At 71.4% G+C, this 21,069-nt stretch carries 17 protein-coding genes and 1 pseudogene; 8 read left to right on the top strand and 10 right to left on the bottom strand.

Features of this window, described 5'->3' with window-relative positions:
* Positions 1–7: 7 nt before the first annotated feature.
* Positions 8–1,123: a ferritin-like domain-containing protein gene (locus tag ABD999_RS02080; protein WP_271274892.1), complete on the bottom strand. Its 1,116-nt coding sequence runs from the start codon at positions 1,121–1,123 to the stop codon at positions 8–10.
* Positions 1,124–1,206: 83 nt separating this feature from the next.
* On the opposite strand from ABD999_RS02080, the gene ABD999_RS02085 reads away from it, so the two are divergent.
* Complete coding sequence (locus ABD999_RS02085) at positions 1,207–1,854, top strand: TetR/AcrR family transcriptional regulator C-terminal domain-containing protein (protein WP_271274891.1); 648 nt, start codon at positions 1,207–1,209, stop codon at positions 1,852–1,854.
* Between the two features lie 25 nt (positions 1,855–1,879).
* Here the strand turns inward: ABD999_RS02085 and ABD999_RS02090 are convergent, their stop codons facing one another.
* Together ABD999_RS02090 and ABD999_RS02095 are read right to left on the bottom strand one after the other, a co-directional pair.
* Positions 1,880–2,356 (bottom strand): aggregation-promoting factor C-terminal-like domain-containing protein, encoded by a 477-nt coding sequence (locus ABD999_RS02090; protein ID WP_315970602.1) that lies wholly within the window; start codon positions 2,354–2,356, stop codon positions 1,880–1,882.
* A gap of 341 nt (positions 2,357–2,697) precedes the next feature.
* Positions 2,698–2,988: pseudogene (locus tag ABD999_RS02095) on the bottom strand (aggregation-promoting factor C-terminal-like domain-containing protein); the annotation flags it as partial.
* A 311-nt stretch (positions 2,989–3,299) separates the two neighbouring features.
* Here ABD999_RS02095 and ABD999_RS02100 point away from each other — a divergent pair.
* Positions 3,300–3,785, top strand: a complete 486-nt coding sequence (locus ABD999_RS02100; protein WP_219545355.1) for a glutathione peroxidase — start codon at positions 3,300–3,302, stop codon at positions 3,783–3,785.
* 112 nt (positions 3,786–3,897) lie between these two features.
* Positions 3,898–5,805, top strand: coding sequence for a S41 family peptidase (locus tag ABD999_RS02105; RefSeq protein ID WP_271274890.1), 1,908 nt, complete (start codon positions 3,898–3,900; stop codon positions 5,803–5,805).
* On the opposite strand, the gene ABD999_RS02110 is transcribed toward ABD999_RS02105, so the two are convergent.
* Positions 5,795–6,877 carry a LacI family DNA-binding transcriptional regulator gene (locus ABD999_RS02110; RefSeq protein ID WP_148030510.1) on the bottom strand — a complete coding sequence of 361 codons (1,083 nt, stop codon included), beginning with the start codon at positions 6,875–6,877 and terminating at the stop codon, positions 5,795–5,797. The two genes, ABD999_RS02105 and ABD999_RS02110, sit on opposite strands and share 11 nt — an antisense overlap.
* Before the next feature lie 170 nt (positions 6,878–7,047).
* Here ABD999_RS02110 and ABD999_RS02115 point away from each other — a divergent pair, with 170 nt between their 5' ends.
* Complete coding sequence (locus ABD999_RS02115) at positions 7,048–8,268, top strand: ABC transporter ATP-binding protein (RefSeq protein WP_271274889.1); 1,221 nt, start codon at positions 7,048–7,050, stop codon at positions 8,266–8,268.
* Positions 8,269–8,382: 114 nt separating this feature from the next.
* Here the strand turns inward: ABD999_RS02115 and ABD999_RS02120 are convergent, their stop codons facing one another.
* Positions 8,383–9,135, bottom strand: coding sequence for an SDR family NAD(P)-dependent oxidoreductase (locus ABD999_RS02120; protein WP_219545359.1), 753 nt, complete (start codon positions 9,133–9,135; stop codon positions 8,383–8,385).
* A gap of 459 nt (positions 9,136–9,594) precedes the next feature.
* Between ABD999_RS02120 and ABD999_RS02125 the strand changes: the two genes are divergently transcribed.
* Positions 9,595–10,830: a PQQ-dependent sugar dehydrogenase gene (locus ABD999_RS02125; protein ID WP_271274888.1), complete on the top strand. Its 1,236-nt coding sequence runs from the start codon at positions 9,595–9,597 to the stop codon at positions 10,828–10,830.
* Here ABD999_RS02125 and ABD999_RS02130 read toward each other — a convergent pair.
* The gene (locus ABD999_RS02130; RefSeq protein WP_148030513.1) at positions 10,790–11,134 is read right to left on the bottom strand and encodes a carboxymuconolactone decarboxylase family protein; all 345 of its coding nucleotides are present in this window, start codon (positions 11,132–11,134) and stop codon (positions 10,790–10,792) included. The two genes, ABD999_RS02125 and ABD999_RS02130, sit on opposite strands and share 41 nt — an antisense overlap.
* A gap of 233 nt (positions 11,135–11,367) precedes the next feature.
* Here ABD999_RS02130 and ABD999_RS02135 point away from each other — a divergent pair, with 233 nt between their 5' ends.
* The 3 genes from ABD999_RS02135 to glnII all read left to right on the top strand — a co-directional run bounded on the left by ABD999_RS02135 (position 11,368) and on the right by glnII (position 16,266).
* Positions 11,368–12,045, top strand: coding sequence for a hypothetical protein (locus ABD999_RS02135; RefSeq protein WP_271274887.1), 678 nt, complete (start codon positions 11,368–11,370; stop codon positions 12,043–12,045).
* Between the two features lie 11 nt (positions 12,046–12,056).
* Positions 12,057–15,161 (top strand): AAA family ATPase, encoded by a 3,105-nt coding sequence (locus ABD999_RS02140; RefSeq protein WP_271274886.1) that lies wholly within the window; start codon positions 12,057–12,059, stop codon positions 15,159–15,161.
* A gap of 85 nt (positions 15,162–15,246) precedes the next feature.
* Positions 15,247–16,266 carry a glutamine synthetase gene (gene glnII, locus ABD999_RS02145; protein ID WP_148030515.1) on the top strand — a complete coding sequence of 340 codons (1,020 nt, stop codon included), beginning with the start codon at positions 15,247–15,249 and terminating at the stop codon, positions 16,264–16,266.
* Positions 16,267–16,322: 56 nt separating this feature from the next.
* Here glnII and ABD999_RS02150 read toward each other — a convergent pair whose 3' ends face one another.
* The 4 genes from ABD999_RS02150 to ABD999_RS02165 all read right to left on the bottom strand — a co-directional run bounded on the left by ABD999_RS02150 (position 16,323) and on the right by ABD999_RS02165 (position 21,056).
* Positions 16,323–17,630, bottom strand: coding sequence for a CehA/McbA family metallohydrolase (locus tag ABD999_RS02150; protein ID WP_271274885.1), 1,308 nt, complete (start codon positions 17,628–17,630; stop codon positions 16,323–16,325).
* Between the two features lie 108 nt (positions 17,631–17,738).
* Positions 17,739–19,250, bottom strand: a complete 1,512-nt coding sequence (locus ABD999_RS02155; RefSeq protein ID WP_271274884.1) for an aldehyde dehydrogenase family protein — start codon at positions 19,248–19,250, stop codon at positions 17,739–17,741.
* Between the two features lie 20 nt (positions 19,251–19,270).
* Complete coding sequence (locus tag ABD999_RS02160) at positions 19,271–19,930, bottom strand: aldo/keto reductase (protein WP_271274883.1); 660 nt, start codon at positions 19,928–19,930, stop codon at positions 19,271–19,273.
* Between the two features lie 79 nt (positions 19,931–20,009).
* Positions 20,010–21,056 carry an alpha/beta hydrolase gene (locus tag ABD999_RS02165; protein ID WP_271274882.1) on the bottom strand — a complete coding sequence of 349 codons (1,047 nt, stop codon included), beginning with the start codon at positions 21,054–21,056 and terminating at the stop codon, positions 20,010–20,012.
* Between the last annotated feature and the right edge of the window lie 13 nt (positions 21,057–21,069).

Below are 21,069 nucleotides of genomic sequence, written 5' to 3' on the forward strand. Positions count from 1 at the left end.
GGAGGGGTCAGCCGTCGGAGCCCATGGCGATGGTCTGCGACACCTCGGCGTGCCGTTCGGCCTCCTCCTCCGCGAAGCGGGCTTCGTCCAGTTTGTCGGCGATCTCCTCGTCCTGCTTCATCAGCGCCTCCAGCGACTGGCCGGCCATCTCCAGCACGCCCATGTCCGCGTACGCCTGCTGCAGCCGCGGGCTCCACAGCCCGATGTCCTTGACGCACGGCACGATGCGGCTGAACAGCAGGGACCGGAACAGCCGGAGGTACTCCGACTGGTCCACCGCGACCATGGCCTCGTCCACCTCGGTCCTGGTCAGGCCGAGGTTCTCCCAGGTCTCCCGGCCGCGCAGGCGGTCGCGCATGAGGTAGCAGCCCTCGATGACGAAGTCCTCGCGCTCGCGCAGCTCGGCCTCCGACAGCTGCCGGTAGTAGTCGCGCAGCGCCATCCGGCCGAAGGCGACGTGCCGGGCCTCGTCCTGCATGACGTAGGCGAGGATCTGCTTGGGCAGCGGCTTGGTGGTGATGTCGCGCATCACGCCGAAGGCCGCGAGGGCGAGACCTTCGATCAGCACCTGCATCCCCAGGTAGGGCATGTCCCAGCGGGAGTCGCTCAGCGTCGAGTCCAGCAGGGACTTCAGGTACGGGTTGATCGGGTAGGCGAGGCCGACCTTCTCCTGGAGGAAGCGGGCGTAGGTCTCGGCGTGGCGGGCCTCGTCCATCGTCTGGGTGGCCGCGTAGAACTTGGAGTCGAGGTCCGGCACCGATTCCACGATCTTGGCCGAGCAGATCATCGCGCCCTGCTCACCGTGCAGGAACTGGGAGAACTGCCAGGACGCGTTGTGCAGCCGCACGTCCTTGCGCTGCTTGTCGTCCATCCGCTCCCACAGGGGAGTGCCGTAGATGGCGATGGTCTGGTCGGGGATGCCGAGGATGTCGTACGGATCGACTTCGAGGTCCCAGTCGATCCGCTTGGTGGAGTCCCACTGCTTGTCCTTGCCCTTCTGGTACAAGGCCAGCATGCGGTCCCTGCCGTCGTCGTACTCCCAGGTGAACTTCGTGGTTCCGGCCATTTCCACGTTCCACGTGGCCAGGCCTGCGGGGATGGTGTAGAGCTCGTGGGTCGACATCGGACCTCCGGAGGGGGGTGACGTACACCGTACGTTCCTTGGAGGCTTGCACGTACGCTGTACGCGCGTCAATAGAATGCAGTGTGACCACCCAGCCGCTGTCCCGGGCCCGGATCGTCGCCGCCGCGGTCGAGCTGATCGAGCGCGAGGGCGCCGACGCCGTCTCCATGCGGCGCATCGCCTCCGAGCTGGGGGTCGGCGTGATGTCGCTCTACAACCACGTGCCCAACAAGGGCGCCCTGCTCGACGGCGTGGCCGAGAGCGTGCTCAGCGAGATCGAGTTCACCGACGACCCGGAGGCCCACTGGGCCGACCGGGTCCGCATGCAGGCGTGCGCCTTCCGCCAGATCGCCCACCACTACCCGCGCTGCACCATGCTCGTCGTCAGCCGCCAGCTCCACAGCCACGCCGGGCTGCTGCCCGTCGAGCGGGCCCTGGCCACGCTGCGCAGCGCCGGGTTCGACGGCGCCGACGCGGTGCGGGTGCTGCGGCTGTTCATCGCGTTCATCGTCGGCTCGCTGCTGCGCGAGGTCGGCGTGACGCCCGCCTTCGCCCCCGGCCGCAGCTCGACGATCGACCCCGAGGAGGTGGATCCCGAGCTGTTCCCCGAGGTGAGCGCGCTGTCCGAGCTGCTGGGCTCCTGCGACCACGAGGCGGAGTTCGCGTTCGGGGTGGAGCTGTTCGTCCAGGCGATCGCGGTGCACCCGGCGAGGAGGGAGGGCACCCGGTGACCCGCGGATGCCCTCCGGCATCCGGCTAGTACCAGTTGTGCGACCTGAAGTGCCCCCAGGCGCCGCACGGCTTGCCGTACCTCCCCTTGATGTAGGACAGCCCCCAGCGGATCTGGGTCCTCGGGTTGTGCCGCCAGTCCTTGCCCGCTCCCCGCATCTTGCCGCCGGGCAGCGCCTGCGGGATGCCGTAGGCGCCCGACGAACGGTTCACGGCGCGGTGGTTCCAGCCGCTCTCCCTGGTCCACAGGTTGTCCAGGCAGTGGAACTCGCGCAGGCCCCATGACCTGCGCACCACCTGGTCGAGGGCGAAACGCTTGCTGGTGCTTCTCGGACGGTGGGCGGGGACGCGCGGTTCCGCGCTGGTCCGCCACGTACGGACCACCATGGGCGCGTCGTCGGCGCCCTCCGTCTCGGCCGTGGCCGCGACCTCCATCCCGCCGAGTGCGGCGGTGAGCGCGGCCAGGGTCACGATCGTGCTGCGTAGCGTGCGCTTGCTGTTCAAGTCGATCCTCGCGGTCGGGTCGCGTGCGGACGGGCGCTCTCGCTTCCCCGGCGCCCCTGCCGGTCCGCGTCCGTGGCTCGGACGAGAAGGGTCCGCGCGGCCCTCCGGGATCCTTGATCCGCCCGGCTTCTCGCCGGACGGCCCGGAGGGCTCCACGACATGTCCTCTGAGCCGGTTTCTAGTACGCGCGACCGCGCGCGGTCAGAACCCGGGACACGCCAAGGACAGGTGTTTGCGGGATCGATGCGGATAAAGGGCGCTCTCGTTGGGCCCGGATTGATCGGCCCGGCGCCTCGATGGCCGGCGCTTTCCGCGAAACTCGCGCAAGCCTGAGGTTTGGATCAGTACCAGTGGTGGGATTGGAAGTGGCCCCAGGCGCGACACGGCGTGCCGTACCTCTTCTTGATGTAGCTCAGCCCCCAGGCGATCTGCGTCCTGGGGTTGGTGCGCCAGTCGCTCCCGTGCGAGGCCATCTTGCCGGCGGGCAGCGCCTGGGGGATGCCGTAGGCGCCGGAGTAGCGGTTGCCGGCCCGGTGGTTCCAGCCGCTCTCGCGTTCCCAGAGCTTGACCAGGCATCTGAACTGGGTGGCGGCCCAGCCGCGCTTGTTCACCATCTTCTTCGCCATGGACTTGTTCTTGCTGCTCGTGCTGGTCGCACTCGTCTGGGAGCTCTGCGCCTGTGCGGCCGTGGCGCCGCCCGCAACCATGAGCGAGGCGCTCATGAGCAGGACGCTGGTACGGCGGAGCATGGGCATTCGGGTTCCCTTTCGCAGGAATCGGGGACCGCGCCACCCTGCCGGACTTGTCACCTTTACTGCGAATTGACCATGGAAATGTAGATCGTCAGTAAAGATCTCGATATATGCCTGTTACTGGGCCTTCAGGGGATAAATGTGGATTAGGTCACGTTTTGGGGCTGACAGGCATCTCGTAAGGTCGGACCATGAACGTTCGAGAGATCCCGGTCCGCACCCTGACGGACGAACCCACCACCCTCGCCGGCGTGGCCGGCGACAAGGCCCTGCTCATCGTCAACGTGGCCTCCAAGTGCGGACTCACGCCGCAGTACACCGACCTCGTCAAGCTCCACCAGGAGTACGGCCCGCGCGGGTTCAGCGTGGTCGGCATGCCGTGCAACCAGTTCATGGGGCAGGAGCCGGGGAGCGCCGAGGAGATCCAGGAGTTCTGCTCGACCACGTACGGGGTCGACTTCCCGCTGCTGGCCAAGGCCGACGTGAACGGCCCCGACCGGCACGCCCTGTACGAGCGCCTCGTGCAGGCGCCGGACGCCGAGGGCGAGAGCGGCGACGTGCAGTGGAACTTCGAGAAGTTCCTCGTCGACCGCGACGGCCGGGTGGTGGCCCGCTTCCGCCCCCGCACCGTGCCGACGGACCCGGCGGTCCTGGCCGCCATCGAGAAGGTCCTCTGACCGCTCGGGAGCAGGCGCCCTAGGGAAATCCCTGGGGCGCCTCCTGACGCGGCCGCCGCCGTGCTCTGAGAGCTTGTCCCCTGTCGGGCAGGCGCGCGGACCGGGAGGCGGCATGGGGATCAGCGAGGGCGCGACCGGGCAGGCCAAGCGGCTGGCCGACGCCGTGGACCTGCGGGACTTCCTGGACACGGCGGGCACGCTCACGCTCGCCGACCGGCGCACGCTCGTGGAGCAGGCGCTGGTGCTGATCGAGCAGAACTACGCGCACCTCCCGCTGAAGATCGCGATGTACGCGGTCAACCCGGTGCAGCGGCTCCGGCTGCTGGCCCTGAGGCTCAGCCGGCAGACCGCCGCGACCGCCGACCCCGAGCCGCGCTTCCACGCGGAGCTGTCGGAGATCTTCCACTCGGTACGCGACCTGCACACGAACTACCTGCTCCCGCAGCCGTACGCGAGCAAGGTCGCCTACCTCCCGTTCCTGGTCGAGGAGTGCCACGAGGACAGCAGACCCCGCTACCTGGTGACCAGGCTCGTGGAGGGGTTCTCCGCGCCGGGGCTGGAGCCGGGCGCCGAGGTCACCCACTGGAACGGGACCCCGATCGGCGCCGCGGTGGACGCCAACGCCGCACGGTACGCCGGCGGCAACCCGGCGGCGCGGCACTCGCGCGGGCTGCAGTCGCTGACCATCCGGCCGCTGGTGATCCACCTGCCGCCCGACGAGTCCTGGGTGACGCTCGGCTATCTGGGCCGGGACGGGATAGCCCACGAGCTGCGGGAGCCGTGGCGGGTGACGGACAACCCGCCGCCGTTCGTCGACGCCGGGGCGCTCACCGAGGCCGCCGTGTCGCAGGGGCTGGACCTGGGCACGGACGCGATCTCCCGCGCGCTCAGGATGCTGTACGTCCCCCGGACGCTCACGGCGGAGATCGTCGACGCCGCCGGGACCGACGCCCCGGGAGCGGACCTTCCGACGTCCATGCCGGCGTTCTTCAAGGCGCGGGCCGTGGAGACCCCGTCGGGGACCTTCGGCCACATCCGCGTGTTCACCTTCAACACCAACGACCCCGGCGCGTTCGTCGGCGAGTTCGTCCGGCTCGCCGGCCTGCTGCCGCGGGACGGGCTCGTGGTGGACGTGCGGGGCAACGGCGGCGGGCACATCCACGCCGCCGAGTTCCTGCTGCAGACGCTGACGCCGCACCGGATCACGCCCGAGCCGACCCAGTTCGTCACCACGCCGCTGAACGTGCGGATCTGCGCGCAGCACGAGGAGAACCCGACCGGGCAGATCGACCTCGGGCCGTGGTGCCCGTCCATGAACCAGGCCCTGGAGATCGGCGCCGTCCACTCGGCCGGCTTCGCCATCACCCCCGAGGCCGGGGCCAACGCCATCGGCCAGTGCTATCACGGCCCGGTCGTGCTGATCACCGACGCGCGCTGCTATTCGGCGACGGACATCTTCGCCGCCGGCTTCCAGGACCACGGGATCGGCCCCGTCCTCGGCGTGGACGACAACACCGGCGCGGGCGGCGCCAACGTCTGGACGCACGAGCTGCTCAAGCTCCTGCTCGAACTGCCCAGCCCGGCGCCCGGCTCGCCGTACCGGCCGCTGCCCGGCGGAGCGGGCATGCGCGTGTCGGTCCGCCGCACGCTGCGCGTCCACGAGCTGGCCGGCACGCCCGTCGAGGACCTCGGCGTACGGCCAGGCCACCGCCACCGCCTGACCCGCCGGGACATCCTGGCCGGCAACCAGGACCTGCTCGACCGCGCGGGCGAGCTCCTCGCGGCCCTTCCGGCCCGCCGCCTGGACGTGCGCGTCGCGGGGGCGGCGGACGAGCTGACCCTGCGGACCGGCCTCCTGGACCGGGCGGACGTCTACCTGGACGGCAGGCCGCGGCTCACCGTCGACCTGACCCAGGAGACGGTCACCGTGACCGTCCCCGGCCTCGCCGCCGCGCAGGTCGTCCGCGTGGAGGGCTTCCAGTCCGGGCGGCTCGTCGCCGCCCGCACCCTCAAGCCCTGACCCCGGCCCCGGGCCGGCCGGGGTACGGCCCGCAGCTGCCCCGGACGATCAGCTCCGTGGGCAGCACCACCGTGCGCGGGCGGCGGGCGCCCGTGCGCAGGACGAGCTCGGCCGCCCGGTAGCCGATGTCGCGCCCCGGCTGGGCGATCACCGTCAGGGGAGGCGAGCAGAGCTCCGCCCAGGGGACGTCGTCGTACATCACGAGCGACACGTCCCTCGGCACCCGCAGATCGAGTTCGCGGGCGGCGAGGACGGCGGCCTCGCCGAGCACGTTGCCCCCGGCCACCACCGCCGACAGGTCCGGACGGCTCTGGAACAGGCCGGAGGCGGCCGCGTAGGCGGAGTCGCGGCTCCCGGTGGCGAACACGATCAGCTCCTCGTCTGCCGGCGCCCCCACCGCCTCGCGGAACGCCTCCGCCCGCCGGTCGTGCCCGGGGCCGCCGAGATAGGCGATGCGCCGGTGGCCGAGCCCTCTCAGGTAGCGCACCGCCGTACGGATGCCCGACCGGTCGTCGGCGAGGACCGCGGGCACGTCCAGCGGGCGCGACGGCCGGGCCGGCGGCAGGCCGTCGAGGAGCATGAGGTCGCGGTCGGGGCCCTCGCCGGCCGGATCGGCGCCCTCGACCGGCAGGCGGTCGGCGAAGACCACCGTCATGCCCGCCCTGAGGGCCGGCTGCCAGGTCTCGGCGTCGCCGGACGGCACCGCGACCACCCGGTCCACGCTCTGCTCCAGCAGCATGCCGATCATCTCCGACTCCTGCTCCGGGTCGTCGCCGGTGGAGCCCAGCACGACCGGCTCGCCGGCCGACCGCGCGTACGCGAGCGCCCCCTCGGCGAGCTGGCCGAAGAACGTGTCGGTCAGGTCGGGGACCAGCAGCCCGAGCCCGCCGGTGCGGCGCTGGCGCAGGTTGCGGCCGACGGCGCTGGGGCGGTAGTCGAGCTGGGCCGCGACCGCCAGCACCCGCTCCCTGGTCTGAGGGCTGGCCGAGCCGCCTGACAGCACCCGGGACACGGTGGCGATGCCCACGCCCGCGGCCTCGGCCACGTCCTTGATCGTCGCCCGCTTATCCATGGAAACGATTCCATCATGCTTTCCCGATTTCCGGAAGACCGCCGGTCCCGCGATGGCTGTTCATAGGGGAACCCTTGACAGGGATATCCGTTTCACGATGAGATGCTTGAAAACGTATCCACATACGCAACATCGACTATCGGGGCCATCGCCCTGCGCGAAGGACTGTCATGGCATCCATCGTTTTGACCGACGTCGACAAGATCTACGCCGGTGGCGTCAAGGCTGTGAACGGGCTCAACCTTGAGATCAAGGATGGCGAGTTCATGGTGCTGGTCGGCCCCTCCGGTTGCGGCAAGTCGACCGCCCTCCGGATGATCGCCGGCCTCGAGGACATCAGCGGCGGCGAGATCGCCATCGGCGACAAGGTGGTCAACCACCTGCCGCCGAAGGACCGCGACATCGCGATGGTCTTCCAGAACTACGCGCTCTACCCGCACATGACGGTCGAGGAGAACCTCGCCTTCGGCCTCAAGCTGCGCAAGATGCCCAAGGCCGAGATCCAGCAGCGGGTCCAGGACGCGGCCAAGATGCTCGGCCTCGAGACCTACCTCAAGCGCAAGCCGGCCGCCCTGTCCGGTGGTCAGCGCCAGCGTGTCGCCATGGGCCGCGCCATCGTCCGCGAGCCGCAGGCCTTCCTCATGGACGAGCCGCTGTCCAACCTCGACGCCAAGCTCCGCGTCTCCATGCGCGCCTCGCTCAACCAGATGCACGAGCGCCTCGGCGTCACCACCGTCTACGTCACCCACGACCAGGTCGAGGCCATGACCCTCGGCGACCGCGTCTGCGTGCTCCGCGACGGTCTGCTCCAGCAGGTCGACACCCCGCAGAACCTCTTCGACAAGCCGGTCAACCTGTTCGTCGCCGGGTTCATGGGCTCGCCGTCGATGAACTTCGTCAACGCCGAGCTGGTCCGCGACGGCGGCGCCGCCGTGGCCTTCGCCGGCTACAAGCTGCCGATCCCCGAGTCCACGTTCACCGAGAAGCCCGGCCTCGACCAGTACATCGGCAAGAAGCTCATCCTCGGCATCCGCCCGTCCGACTTCGAGGACGCCGCCTCCGCCGGCGCCCACGCCGACAACGGCTGGGCGACGCTGTCCGCCAAGGCGGAGGTCACCGAGGAGCTCGGCTCCGAGATCAACGTGCTGTTCCTGATCGACGCCCCGCCGGTGGAGCACAAGGACACCGTGGCCGCGGCCGACACCGGCGACGACGAGGAGGCCACGCTGCCGCTGGCCGGCGACAAGTCTCTGTGGACCGCCCGGGTCAACGCCCGCAGCCACGTGCGCCACGGCCAGACCATCGACCTGGTCGTCGACACGCACAACCTGCACTTCTTCGACCCGGCCTCCGGCCTGGCCGTCGGCCACCCGGCCAACGTCGGCCGCTGACCGCAGCCGTACTCCGGCTACCGATTCCCGGCCGCGGGCCCGCCCGCGGCCGTCCGGGCCCTCATCGCGACCCCCTCCCGCGAAGAGGGCCCGACCCGTTTCCCGGGGCGTCCGTCAGCGGCGGCCGATGCGGGCGGAGACCTCCGCGACCAGGCGGCGCGGTACGAACCTGCCGACCGCGACGACCGCCTTGTAGCGCAGGCTCGGCACCGAGACCCACTTGCCCAGCGCCAGATCGCGCAGCGCCTCGGCGACGAGCTTGTCGGCGTCCAGCCACATGAACCCCGGCATGCCGGACATGTCGATCGAAGCGCGCTGGTGGAACTCCGTCCGCACGAAACCCGGGCAGAGCGCCATGACCTTGACGCCGGGCTCGCTGATCTCGGCCGCGGCGGACTCGCTGAAATTGGCCACCCAGGCCTTGGACGCGCTGTAGGTGCCGCGGGTGAAGAAGCCCGCCACCGAACCGACGTTGACCACCGCGCCCTTGCCGCGCTTGCGCATCCCCGGCAGCGCCGCCAGGGTCAGCCGCAGCACCGCCTCGCAGTGGACTTTGAGCATCCGCAGTTCGTCCTCCACCGGCGTGTCGAGGAAGTCGTGCCGCTGCGCGAACCCGGCGTTGTTGACCAGCAGATCGACCCCGGCACGGCAGCGCGCCTCCACCAGGGCCAGGCCGTCGTCGGTCGCCAGGTCGGCGGGCAGGACCTCGACCGCGACCCCGTACCTCAGCTCCAGCTGAGCGGCGGCCTCGCCGAGCCGCCGCTCGTCGCGCGCCACCAGGACCAGGGTGAAACCGTCGGCTGCCAGCCGGCGGGCGAAGGCGGCGCCGATGCCGGCCGTGGCGCCGGTGATCAATGCGGTAGGCATGCCAAGAACCCTAACGCGGCGGGGGTGCGCGATCGCTGGAGCCGATCGTTCCGGTTCGTTCGCGGCGGACCGGCGGCGACCGGAGAATGAACATCGACAACCTTTTTCGGGAACCCCCTCGGGCTGGGCGCCGTCATGCGTGCCTTACGGCCCGCTCAGCCCGCCGTAGCTCCGGAAAACGGAGTGGGGAGGGTGCATGTCCGGGTCGCGGAGCCTGACCGGGTTCGGGCTGCTCGCCATGGAGAAGCGGGAGGCCACGTACCCTCCGCACCACGTGGGTAGTGGCGCCGGGTCGCGAAGAGCGCGCGGGGACGGCGCGGCGGTGGCGAAGAGCGCGGTTGGGACGGCGTGGTGGTGAACTACAGGCTGGAACGGCGTGGTGGTGGCAAACTGCGGGTTGGGGCGGGTGGTGGCGTTGGGCGGTGGTGAGGGGGGTTGGGGCGTGCGAGGATGGGCGGCGTGCGCCTCGCTGTGGCCGTGCTCGCCGTCGTCCTGACCGCCTGCTCCGCCGCGCCGCCGGAAGGGGCCCCCGTCCCGCCGTCCGCGTCCGTTCCGGCCGGCACTGAGGCGGTGAGTCCGTCCGCGTCCGTTCCGGCCGACGCTGAGGCGGCGAGTCCGTCCGCGTCCGTTCCGGCCGACGCTGAGGCGGCGAGTCCGTCCGGTTCGCCCGCGGAGAGTACGCCCGCGCAGGGCGGGCTGCGGTTCACGCGGATCGCCGAGCTGGAGCGGCCGGTGGCGTTCGCCGTCCGGAGCGGGGATCGGCGGCTGTACGTGGCCGAGCAGGGCGGCAGGTTGCGCACCACCGACGGTGACACGGTCGTCGACCTGTCCGGAGAGGTGAGCGGCGGCAACGAGCAGGGCCTGCTCGGCGTCGCCTTCCACCCGTCCGGCCGCTGGCTCTACCTCGACTGGACCGACAAGGCCGGCACCACCCACGTCACCGAATGGGCCTACGACGGCGCCCGCGCCACCCGCAGGCGTGACGTGCTGACGCAGGAGCAGCCGTTCGCCAACCACAACGGCGGCCAGCTCGCCTTCGGCCCCGACGGCTACCTCTACATCGCGCTCGGCGACGGCGGCGGCGGTGGCGACCCGGAGGGCAACGGCCAGGACCTGGGCACGCTGCTGGGCAAGATCCTGCGCATCGACCCGCGCGACGGGAAACCCTACGCGGTGCCGGAGGACAACCCGTTCGTCGGCAAGGAGGGCGCGCGGACCGAGATCTGGGCCTACGGGCTGCGCAACCCGTGGCGGTTCGGCTTCGACCGGGCCAACGGCGACCTGTGGATCGGCGACGTCGGCCAGAACGCGTGGGAGGAGGTCGACTACCAGCCGGCCGGCTCCGAAGGCGGCGAGAACTACGGCTGGAACCTGCGTGAGGGCAGGGAGCGCTTCCGCCAGGGCCCGGCCGGGAAGCTGACCGACCCGGTGATCGTCTACCCGCTGAACGAGGGCGGCAACTGCTCGGTGATCGCCGGGTTCGTCTACCACGGCGCGAAGATCCCGTGGCTGCGGGGCCAGTTCCTCTACGGCGACTTCTGCGCGGGGTGGATCAGGGCGGCGCCCGTCGACGAGCCGGCACGCGACCGGCGCGTGGGCGAGGTGGAGCAGCTGTCCTCGTTCGGCGAGGACCACGACGGCGAGCTGTACGCGCTCAGCCTGGCCGGCCCCGTCTACCGGATCGATCCCGCCTGACCAGCTCGATCAGGTCCTCGACCTGCTTGCCGAGCCGGGTCCCCCGCGTCCAGCCCGCGTAGTGGGTGAGGAAGACGACGAGCTCCCGCAGCTCGGCCTCGTCCAGGTCGCCCGTGCGCAGCGCCGCGTCGAGCTGCAGCTCCACCTGGTCGTCGATGCCCTGCCCGACGAGCAGGCCGAGCAGGAGCAGGCGGCGTTCTCTGAGGGTGAGCGTCTCCCGCGACCAGAGGTCGGCGAAGGCGCGCTCCGCCGTCATCCCGTACGAGTCGACGATCTCCGTGGCCGGTCCGGCCGGTTCTGTCATCGTGCGCTCCGGTCGCGTGAGGGGGGTGGCTTCATCTTCGGCCACCCACCGCGCGATGACCAAGAGGCCCGGCCGGAAGTCAGACCTGGACGACAGGAAGACCTGTTGATCTGTAACAAGTGAGACCAACGCACGGCCAAGTTTTGGTCAAGATTTCTCATGCCGCGCACGGCTCAGTCGGGAGAAAACGGGCACAACAACTGCGGTGCCTCGTCATGCGGAGGTAATCCCTGGTGAAGACGACGCGGGCGTGGATCGCGCTCATCGCCGCGGCGGCGACCATGTCCGCTTGCGGGCAGCCCGAGTTCCACTACGTGCGCGACCGGGACGGCACCACCTACTTCAAGGTGCCGTCCTCCTTCTCCCGGCTCGACGCGTCCCCGCTCGAACGGCTGCTGTCGGACGACCACCCGAGCTCGGCGGCGGCGCAGTTGCGCAGGCAACAGGTCTGGTCGACGGCCTACGACCAGGCGGCCCGGCCCGCCGTGGAGCACCTGTTCGGCTCGCGGGACCCGTTCGTGTACGTGACCGTGCGCAAGCTGACCGACGGGCAGCGCAACGAGATCTCGCTCAACCGGATGCGCGACTTCCTCCTGCCGGTGACCGAGCAGACGCGCACGGCGTACCTGATGTCCGTGCTGCGGGCGGGGCGGGCGCCGGCGTTCAGCCACTTCGAGCCGCTCATGGACAGGGAGCTCACCCTCGGCGACGGGGCCAGGGGGGTCCGGGTCCGCTACAACTACCGGATCGGCGGCGAGATCCAGACGTTCGACCAGACGGTCATCCTCGACGGCCAGGGAACGAGCCTGTCGGTGATGTTCCTCGCGTGCGAGGCGACCTGCTTCACCCGGCGCGCCGCCGAGTTCGACCAGATCGCGGGTTCCTTCAACCTGCTCAGGCTGCCCGGATGAGGGAGCACCCCGTGAAGACCACGCCCCACGCAGGGCTGCGCGCCCCCGGAAGCGGGCCCGCCGACCCGGACGCCGCCACGGCGGAGAGGCGGCGGCTCTGGGACCGGAGCAGGTTCCTGGCCGGCCTGACGGCCGTCTATCTGGTGCTCGCCCTGAAGGTGATGGCGGATCACCCGGGCATCGTGCCGTTCGCCGACGCGGTCCGGGTGGTGGCCAGGGACCATCAGTGGATCTTCTGGCTGCTCGGCGCGGAGGCGGCACGGCAGCTCCACCTCCTGGCCGCCGAGCGCCTGCCGGGCTACCGGCGGTTCTGGCGCCGGCGGGTCTTCGGCGGGTGGGAGCGCTGGTCGCACCGGCGTCTCGACGACTGGACCAGGTTCCGCGTGGCCCGCCTGGCGAAGATCGCTGTCTGGGTGGCGCTGCTGGCCCTGGTGCTCGCGGCGGTGCTCGGCACCAGCCCGGCGGTCGCGCTGTTCGAGGCTCCGGCGCTGCTGTCCCGGGCGCTGCCGCTCGTGGTCCAGATCGCCGTTCCGCTCGTCGTGATCATCGTCGTGTTCGCCGGTCTGCTCTGGTTCCTGTCCCGGAGCGGCGTCGAGACGTACTTCCCCGGCGACGTCACGACCCGCTTCGCCGACGTGTGGGGGCAGGACCACGTGGTCGAGCGGATCAGGCAGAGCCTTGTCCTCCTGGAGAGACCCGGGGAGATCGAGCGGCGCGGGGGGTACGTGCCGGGCGGTCTGCTGCTGTGGGGGCCGCCGGGCACCGGCAAGACGCTGATTGCCGAGGCCGTCGCGGGGGAGACCGGCAAGCCGTACGTGGTCGTGGACTCGGGCGCGTTCACCGGCACGTTCGCGGGCGTCGGCGTCCTGAAGGTCAGGACGCTCTTCAGGAAGCTGCGCAGGCTCGCGCTCCGCTACGGAGGCGTGGTCATCCTCTTCGACGACGCCGACGCGCTGGGCGGGCGCGGCCGGCCGGGACCGCCCGCCGAGGGCGGCGGCCTCTCCGGCTGCCACGGACCGGACTACCTGTCGGAGGAGAGCCGCTCGGTGCTCGCCTTCCCCGGCGAGCCCCTCGGCGGAGGCGGCGGCGACGCCCGCACGCAGCGGGCGCTGCTCACCGAGCTGTCCGGGCTGAAGGAGCCGCGCGGGCTCTTCAACCGGACGGTCAGGCGGCTGCTCGGGATGCGGCCCAAGCCGCCGCCCCCGTACCGCGTCCTCGTCATCCTGGCCACCGAGCGGCCGGACGCGCTGGACCGGGCGCTGCTGGGGCCCGGGCGCGTCGACCGCGTCCACCGGGTCGGCCACCCGTCCAGGGCCGGGCGGCTCCGCACCTACCAGGGGTACTTCGCCGAGGTGGCGCACGAGCTGACCGCGGAACAGATCGGCAGGCTCGCCGCCATCACCCCGTACGCGACCGGCGCCACCATCAAGGACCTGGTCAACGAGTCGCTGATCAGCGCCGTGCGCGACGGGCGGGAGACCATCACCTGGCCGGACGTGCTGAGCGCCAGGCGGCAGCGGCTCGGCCCGGACGAGCACGTCGAGCGCGAGCGCCACGCCGTGGCCGTGCACGAGGCCTGTCACGCGGTGGTCGCGTACGTGACGCGCTCCCACCAGGAGATCGGCCTCGCCACCATCGAGAAGGGCGCCGGCGACCTCGGCCCGTCGAACGGGTCCACCCGCTGGAAGTCGGAGTACGAGGCGGACATCATGGTCTCGCTCGCCTCCCTGGCGGGGGAGCGGATGTTCTTCGGCGAGGACAGCTCGTCGGGCGTCCGCGGGGACCTGCACGCGGCGACCTGCCTGAGCGCGCTCATGGAGTCGTCCTGGGGGATGGGCTCGGGCGTCACCTCGCTGCCCGCCCTCCGGGAGCTGGGGATCACGGGCGGACGACCCGGCGTGCTGGGGGAGCGGGTCGAGGACAACCTGGCGCGGCTGCTGGCCAAGACCGGGGACCTGCTCGCGGAGCACCGCCGCGACGTGCTGTGCCTCGCGCACGCCCTGGAGACGCACCGGACGCTGGACGGCGACGACGTGGTGGCGATCCTCCGGCGGCGTCGGGGGCCGGTCGTCGACGGCACGATGTACGCCTCCGACGAGTTCTACCGGGACCTGGAGGAGTACCACGCGGAGGCCGCCCTCGCACACCGCGAACACCGCCCGGTGGCGCGCGACCTGCCCGGCGCGGCGGAGACCATCACCCCCGTCCCACCAGGCGACGGCTCCACGGTGCCGGCCCCGGAAACGGCGACCCCCCTCGCCTTCGCGGCCCCCGGCACGGATCCCGACTGGATCGGCGCCCCCGGCACGGCCCCGGCCTGGCCGGGAGCCCCTGGGACGGCCCCCGCCTGGCCGGGAGCCCTTGGGACGGCCCCCGCCTGGCCCGGCGCCTCCGGCGGCGACACCCCCGGGTCGGATCCCGCCTGGCCCGGCGCCTCCGGCGGCGACACTTCCGGGTCGGATCCGGCCTGGCCCGCGGCGCACGCCGGGGTCGGTGCGTCGCCTCCGGATGCTGGCTGGTCCGGCGCGTCTCCTGTGGTGAGGGGTCCGGCGCCCCTCCCTCTGGCGGCGGGTGAGGGTGACGAGGGGCGGCCCGAGATCGTGCCGTGGGGTTCGGAGCAGCCGCCGCCACCGCCGAGGGCAGTGCCGCTGATCGTGGACGACACGGTCGAGCAGCCGCCGCCGCGGGGTCGTACCGGACGGTTGTGGGTGGTCGCGGCCAGCCTGTTCATGCTCGTCGGGCTGGCGATCATCCTCGCGCTCGCGCTGACCGGCGTGCTGACCGCAGGCCCAGCCTCGGGGACGGAGACCGGCGCGGCCGCCGCCCCCGGCCCCGCGCCGGGCATCGCCTCGCCGTGGCTGCTGATCGCGCTCTTCGTGGTGGTGGTCGCGGTGGTCGTCGGCGTCGGGCTCACCACCGTGGCCGTCAAAGGCGTCCGGGTGGCCCAGGCCAAGGCGGAACGGGACCGGGACGAGGCGCACGCCCGCGCCCAGCTCCTGGCGGCGGCGCTGGACCCGGACACCGCGATGCGGCTGCTCGGCTACGACGGGAACGGACGGCGCGAGCTCGGCCAGGAATACCGCCTCACGACGGGTGACAAGAAGCGACGGCCTTAACACGGCGTTCACATAAGGGCAAAAACCGGGAAACGGCGGTCCATAAGACTCGGCGTGGCTGATGAACATGGGAAAGGGACCCGCTGTGAGCTACAAGGCTGAGTACATCTGGATCGACGGCACCGAGCCCACCGCTCTGCTGCGCTCGAAGACCAAGATCCTCGCCGACGGGGCCGAGCCTCCGGTCTGGGGCTTCGACGGCTCCAGCACCAACCAGGCGAAGGGCTTCAAGTCGGACCTCGTGCTCCGCCCCGTGCTCACCTGCCCCGACCCGATCCGCGGCGGCGACCACGTGCTCGTGCTGTGCGAGGTCGAGGAGGTCAGCGGCGACCCGCACAAGAGCAACACCCGCGCCCAGCTCCGCCCGGTGGCCGAGCAGTTCGCCGAGCAGGACTCGTGGTTCGGCATCGAGCAGGAGTACACGTTCTTCAAGGGCAGCCGCCCGCTCGGCTTCCCCGAGGGCGGCTTCCCCGCCCCGCAGGGCCACTACTACTGCGGCGTCGGCGCCGAGGCCGTGTTCGGCCGTGAGATCGTCGAACTCCACCTCGACCGCTGCCTCGCCGCCGGGCTGAAGGTGTCCGGCATCAACGCCGAGGTCATGCCCGGCCAGTGGGAGTTCCAGATCGGCCCCGCCGGTCCGCTGGAGGTCGGCGACCACCTGTGGATCGCCCGCTGGCTGCTCTACCGCACCGCCGAGGAGTTCGGCGTGGAGGCCACGCTCGACGCCAAGCCCGCCCGCGGCGACTGGAACGGCGCCGGCGCGCACACCAACTTCTCCACCAAGGCCATGCGCGAGGGCTACGACGCGATCATCACCGCCTGCGAGGCCCTCGGCGACGGCGACAAGCCGATGGAGCACGTCAGGCACTACGGCGCCGACATCGAGAGCCGCCTGACCGGCGCGCACGAGACCGCCCCGTGGAACAGGTACACCTACGGCGTCTCCGACCGCGGCGCGTCCGTCCGCATCCCGTGGCAGGTCGAGGTCGACAAGAAGGGCTACATCGAGGACCGCCGCCCGAACGCCAACGTCGACCCGTACGTGGTCGCCCGCCTCCTGGTCGACACCTGCTGCACCGCCCTGGAGAAGGCCGGCCAGGTCTGACCCGGGTTCGAGGAGGGGAGAGAACGCGGGCACCCCTGAGGCCCGCGTTCTCCTCTTCAGCGCAGCCGGGACTGGTAGACGCGCCGCGCCTCCTCCAGCACCTCCAGGCCGTCCTCGTCGACCCGGTCCCTGATCTGCTTCTCCAGCAGGTCGAGCCAGCGCAGGCAGAACGTCACGTCCTCCTCCCTGGCCACCCGCCGGTGGCACACGTCCAGGTGGACCGGGCTGGTGTGGGCGAGCACCCGCCCGCGGCCCTCGGCGACCGCGACGACGTACGTCGGCCACACCACGGACAGGCGCGCGGCCAGCTCGCCGGGCGGCCCCGACGCCAGCTCGCCGTCGGCCGTCAGCAGCCGCACCCGCTCCGCCCCGTCGCCTAGCACCCGCGCCGACACCCGGACCGTCTCGCCCGGCGCGAGGTCGAGTGTGTCGCCCGGGCCCCGGCCGTCCACCTCCAGCTCCAGGAACGGGCCGGTGGTGACGAACGTGCGGCCCCGCCGCACCGCCTCCGCGTACGCGCCGGCGGTCAGCCGCCCCTCGACGTGCGCGTACGTGCGTTCGCGCCCGATCGGGCCCAGCCGGTGCGTGCGGCCGCCCGTCGCCGCGACCCGGTTGCCCGCGCCGATCAGCCGGCGGTACGCGCAGGGCGAGCCGATCACCGACGGGAAGCCGTCGACCAGCCCCAGCGCCGCGTCCACCACGGCCAGCCGCGCGTCGAACCCCGGATCGCCGCCGCTCATCAGCTGGTCGGCCGTCTCCGCCGGCCCGCAGCAGGAGTTCGCGTAACACACCAGCGTGCCCCGGCGGTGCAGCTCGCTCAGCGCGACGGTGGACAGCGGCCACGAGTCCAGGCCCAGCACCTGGTGGACCAGGTCCACCCGGGCCAGGTGCGCGCCGTCCGACCACGGCAGGTCGCGGCCCGACCACCGCGCCAGCGTGTCGCCGTCGCCGGGCGGCACGTTGACGACGTGCAGGTCCTCGCCGTGCTGGGCGGAGGCCACCCACCGGGGCGGCCGGTTCAGCGGCACGTGCAGGTCGGCGCCGTACCAGCCGCGCGCCGCCGCGTCGTACAGGCGGGGCGGGGCCAGCTCCACCAGCGTCTCTCCTTCGCCCGGCAGCAGCGTGGTCTCCGCGCACCCGTGCTCCACGCCTCGCGCCGCCCGGACCTGGACCGGCTCGCGGGGCACCGGCAGGACGAGATCGTCGCCGTGGAAGTACGGCAGGCCGTCGAGATCGCGCGCCGGGGGCGTGCCGGGCGGGCACCAGCCGCGCCCGTCGAGGGTGCGGACGCTCCAGCGGCATGGGACGCCGGCCCGCAGGCGGAGGACCGGCTGACCAGGTAACGGTCTCGGATAGTCACGCATCGGCTTCTCCCCGTGATCGAAGGCGCCGTCATCGTGACACGGCCATCACCCGCCGGGAAGGGCCCCCTTCTCGGCGGGGTGGCTTCTTTTACACCCGGTATGAAGGAACTAGAGCCGGAACCCGTGATCGGGAGTAATCTCCGCCACGTCCATCTGCGCCTTCTGCAGGCGGCCGGAGTGATCCCAGTTCATCGACTGCCAGCGGGTGAACTGGTCGAGCACCCACATCCCCGACTGGCGGCTGCCGTTGCCCGACTTGCCGTTGCCGCCGAACGGCAGGTGCGCCTCGGCCCCGGAGGTGGAGTTGTTGATGCTGACCATGCCCGCCGAGACGCCCTCGCGGAAGGCGAACGCGTGCTTCGGGTTCGTCGTGTAGATCGAGCTGGACAGGCCGTATCCCGGCCGGTTGGCCAGCTCGACCGCCTCGGCCATGGTCGAGAACGTGGTGACGCCGACGATCGGGCCGAACGTCTCCTCCAGGAAGATCCGGTCGTCCGGCCGGACCCCGTCGACCACCACCGGGTGGTAGTAGAGCCCGCCCTCGCCGGTGAAGCCGTCGCGCGGGTTGTCCTCGGTGATCCGCCCCGTCGGGCCCGAGACGACCCGGTGGTGGGGCTGGATCCAAGTCAGGTACTCCTCGTACCGGTCGGCGAACTTCCGGTCGAGCAGCGGGCCCGCCAGCACGTCCTCGCGCGGGTCGCCGACGCGGGCCGCCTTCAGCGCCCGTACGAAACGGTCGGTGAAGTCCTGGTGGACGCTCTCGTGCACGATGGCCGTGCCCAGGCTCGTGCAGCGCTGGCCGGCCGTGCCGAACCCGGCGAACAGCGCGCCCTCCACCGCCAGGTCCAGGTCGGCGTCCGGCATGATCACCATCGGGTTCTTGCCGCCCAGCTCCAGGCAGGGCGACTGCAGGTGACGTCCCGCCAGCTCGCCGATCTTCCTGCCGACCTCGCTCGAACCGGTGAACCCGATCTTGTCGACCGTGCTCTCGGTGAGCGCCCGCTCCAGGCCCTCGAAGGTCTGCGCGCCGTCGGCGAAGACCACGTTCAGCACGCCGTCGGGGAGCCCGGCGGCCGCGAACAGCCGGTACATCGCGTGCGCCGACGCGGCGGCGTACTCGGCCGGCTTCCACACCACCGCGTTGCCGCACAGCAGGGCCGGCACCAGGTACCACGACGGGACCGCCACCGGGAAGTTGCCCGCCGTGATCACCGTGGCCACGCCGACCGGGTTGCGGAAGGTGAACAGATTCTTGTCCGGCATCTCCGACGGGACCGTCTGGCCGTACAGCCTGCGCCCCTCGCCCAGGAAGAAGTCGCACGTGTCGACGATCTCCCGCACCTCGCCGAGCGCCTCCGCGTACGGCTTGCCGATCTCCTCGGTCACCAGCGCGGCCAGGCTCTCCGCGTTGGCCTCCACCAGCCGGCCGATCGACGCGATCACCCGGCCGCGCACCGGAGCCGGCACCTTCGCCCACTCCCGCTGGGCGTCCTTGGCGGTACGGCAGGCGGCGGCGAACGTGCCGGCGTCGGCCAGCCCCACCCGGGCCACCGCCTCGTCGAGCCGCGCGGGGTTGGCAGACGTGTACGTGTCCGAGCCGGCGGCATCTTTGCCACCCACGACGGAAACAATCTGACGGGTCACGGGTGCCCTCCTCGTAGCTTCTCCGGACAGACAATCATCTCCCCGGAAAATCCCCAACCCACGAGGGACAACCTCCCAAGCGCGGTGTCACCGGTGTGCCGGTTCTGCACCGCCGCGACGGGCGCGATCGCCTGAGCTTCGGCGAACTGCGCGGCGTCAACGTCGCTGACGCCCAGGTGCCGGAGCAGCCCTTCCGCGCGGAGCTCGGCCACTACCGCGAACCGTTCGGCGATCGACTCGCCCATCCCGCCGACCCGCAGATATGCCAGCTCGAGCCGGTCCAGGCCGAGAGAGCGCAGATCCGCCTCGACCGGGCCGCGCAACTGATCAGGCGTCGCCTGCTCGCTCGGCACACCGTTGGGTCCGCGCAGCGGCCCGACCTTCGTGGCGATCACCAGGTCGTCACGGTAGGGGGTCAAGGCCGTACGGATCAGTTCGTTGGCCCGCACCGCGCCCCGGCCGTAGAAGCCCGCCGTGTCGATGTGGTTCACGCCCAGCTCCACGGCGCGACGCAGTGAACAGCCTGCCCGGGCATCTGAGGCAATCGGCTGTTGCGCGAACAGCAGCAGCCGACCGACAAGGCTCGCCGAGCCCGGTGTCTCGTCCTCGGCTGCCGTGAGAGTGCTCTCGCGCGAGCTTGAGGAAGAGCAGAGCATTGGAGGTGGCTCAAGGGGAGAACCTGGAACTGCGCCGCCGCCTTGAGCTTCCTGCGCCGTCGCTGCCGGGATCCGTTGTTCACATACTCCGGTCGAGCCAGTTCAGTACGTTGGCGTAGGCAGCAGGAGCGCGACGGTGCAGGTTGATCGCGTGGCCGACGTCGTCCAGCACCACGGCATCCACTCGGGGCGCGGCCGGGTAGAGCGGCCGTTCGTCCGCCGCGAGAGCAGCCGGCGAGGTGCAGTCGTTGGCGTCGGCGGCGCAGACCAGCCGGTCCCGGTTGCCGACGACGAACAGCACCGGCACGCGAATCGCCTCTGTCACGCCGGGTGCGCCGGCATCGCCGAGCGAGAAGATCTCGCTCATCGTATTCGTTTCTTTCCCGGCGCTGTCGCGCGCGATGACCTGAGGGTCGGCGCCCGGCACGTAGTACATGACCGCGGGCCGCTGCTCGTCCTTGACCGTCACGTAGCCGTCGTCACCCGGAGGAACCTGCGCGGCCAACCGTGGAACCTCGCTCACCGGCTGGCCGTACCGTCCGGCAAGCTCCGCACCGCTCGGCGACACACGGTGCGCGTTGCCCGTCAGGATCAGCGCGTCCGCGGCCTGGAAGCGCGACGCGGCGAACTTCGCCACTTCAGAGCCGAAAGAGTGCCCGACGAGCACCACATCGGCGAACGCCCGAGGGCCCACCTTGCCCGTCCGCAGCGCCGCCACCACCTGTGCGATGGTCAGCGCGTTGGACTGCAACGTCACCTCCTTGCTCGCCGGGTGTGAACTGCGTCCGACTCCGATGCGGTCCAGGTTGAACGTCGCGTAACCGGTCTGGTTCGCCCGCTTGACGTAGGAGTACCGGTGGGCGCGGAAGGGGAAATCCCAGTAGACATGGCTGTAGTTCAGGCCATGGATCAGGACCTGGACCGTTGAGGCGGCACGGCCCGCAGGCGTGCACAGTCGCCCCCAGATGTGATAGCTCCGTGGCTGCCCAGCGGCGATCGACACGGGTACGGTGACGTCCCGGCAGCGCGCGGTGGGCGTGGACGTGTCGGCGCCGGCAGGGGCAGCGGTCACCAGACCAGCCAGCAGGCCGGCCGCGGTGGCCGCGAGAAGGATGCGGTGGAGCACAAGGGTCCCTTTC

Origin of the sequence: Nonomuraea ferruginea, assembly GCF_039540635.1 — a bacterium.
In the GTDB taxonomy this organism is placed as follows: domain Bacteria; phylum Actinomycetota; class Actinomycetes; order Streptosporangiales; family Streptosporangiaceae; genus Nonomuraea; species Nonomuraea ferruginea.